The organism is Actinomadura sp. WAC 06369 (assembly GCF_003947565.1).
GTDB lineage: Bacteria > Actinomycetota > Actinomycetes > Streptosporangiales > Streptosporangiaceae > Spirillospora > Spirillospora rifamycini.
The window spans coordinates 1-1,700 of the sequence record NZ_QHJN01000358.1 but is presented as its reverse complement, the minus strand read 5'-3'; the positions used below and the strand labels follow the sequence as shown (position 1 = coordinate 1,700).

1 protein-coding gene is annotated in these 1,700 nt (G+C 77.6%); it reads right to left on the bottom strand.

From position 1 onward, the window contains the following. A partial coding sequence (locus DMH08_RS39395; protein WP_125621372.1) for a sensor histidine kinase occupies positions 1–1,409 on the bottom strand: 1,409 nt, incomplete at its 3' end. Positions 1,410–1,700 lie beyond the last annotated feature (291 nt).

The following is a 1,700-nucleotide window of genomic DNA, read 5'->3' as shown; positions in this document are numbered from 1 at the left end:
GGGGCGGCGTGCGGGGGGCGTCCGCCGGGGCCTTGCGGGTCCGCGGGCAAGCGTGCGGTGACTTGGAAGCCGCCGCCGGGCAGCGGCCCGGCCTGCAGGGCGCCCCCGGCGAGCCGGACGCGTTCGGACAGGCCGGTCAGGCCCCGTCCGCCCCCGGAGGGCAGCAGCGGCGCCGCGTCGGGCGGCGGGTCGTTGGTGACCGACACCACGATCGCCTCTCCGGCGGCGCCGTCGGGGAGGCCGTCGGCGGTGCGGGACAGGCTTACGGTGACGGCGGCGCCCGGGGCGTGCTTGGCGGCGTTGGTGATCGCTTCCTGGACCACCCGGTGCGCGGCCAGCGCCAGCATCGGCTCGGCCGCGAGCATGGCCGCCGCCCCGCCGCCGTCCGTCCCGTCCCCGCCGCCGTCCGTCCCGTCCCCGCCGCCGTCCGTCCCGTCCTCGTCGTCGGCCAGGCGGACCGGGACGCCCGACGCGCGGGCCCGCTCGACCAGCTCGGGGATGCTTTCGCGGCCCGGCCGCGTGGGCGCCTGCGGCGCGGTGCCCGCGGGAGCCGCGGCGTCCTCGCGCAGCACCCCGATGATCTCCCGCAGGTGCTCGGTCGCCTCGGCGGCGCCCGCGCGCAGCTCCGCCGCCGCGGCCCGGTGCCGCTCGTCCAGCCCCGGCGCGACCTGCAGCGCGCCCGCCCGCACGGCGATCAGCGCCAGCTCGTGCCCGAGGGAGTCGTGCATGTCCTGGGCGATGCGGGCCCGCTCGCGCAGCCGCTCCTGCTCGGCGATGATGCGCTGCTCGCGCTCCAGCCGTTCGGCACGGTCCCAGCCCGCCCGCACCAGCTCCTGGTACTGCCGCCAGTAGCGGCCCATCAGCCACGGCAGGACGCCCAGCAGCACCAGCCACACCGTGCTGGGGAACCAGACGGTCACGTCGAGGTCGCGGAGGATGCTGAGCGCGACGCCGCCCGCCAGCACGAACGCGAACCCCCACAGCACCGGCCGCGACCGCTGCGACCGCAGGCCCGTGAGGTAGGCCAGGACGGGCATGGCGAACACGAAGTTGCCGTGCAGGGCGGTCGTCGAGATGCCCAGGATCAGCGCCGCGATCGGCAGCGCCCGCGACATCGCGACCACCACCGCCATCACCGCGATCCCGGCGGGCTGCAGCCACCAGGACGCCGAGTCCGTCTCGAGCGGGGCGACCGCGTTGATCGCCGGGGGCAGCACCAGGACGGCCCACAGCAGCGTGTCGCGCGCCCTCATCGCGCGCGTCGGCCGCCGCACCGCTTCCCGCGCCGCGCGCACCGCCGCCCCGGCCCGGGCCGCGACCGGGACGCGCGCCGGAGCGGGCGCGGGCGCCGGTTCCCGCGGCGCGTCCCGTCCGGAAGGGTCGTGGACACGGGATGCGTAGTCGTTCACCCGCTCACGTTACAAGTGGGACGATCTGCGCTGATACTGACGAAAGTCAAGGTCCGCGGCGCTCGCCGGGCCTTCGCCCCGGCCTCTCCCCCGGCCGGAACCGGCCCGCCCGGCGACGCGCGTTCCCTCCCGCGCACGCGGTCACGCACCGAGTCGCCCCGCCCGTCCTCCCGGCCCGCCACACTGACGGTCACGCGGTGGGGGCGGCCTCAATTACGGTTGGGCCGTGACCACCCCACCGCGTGACCGTCAGTGTGGCGGGCCGGGAGGACGGGCGGGGCGACTCGGTGC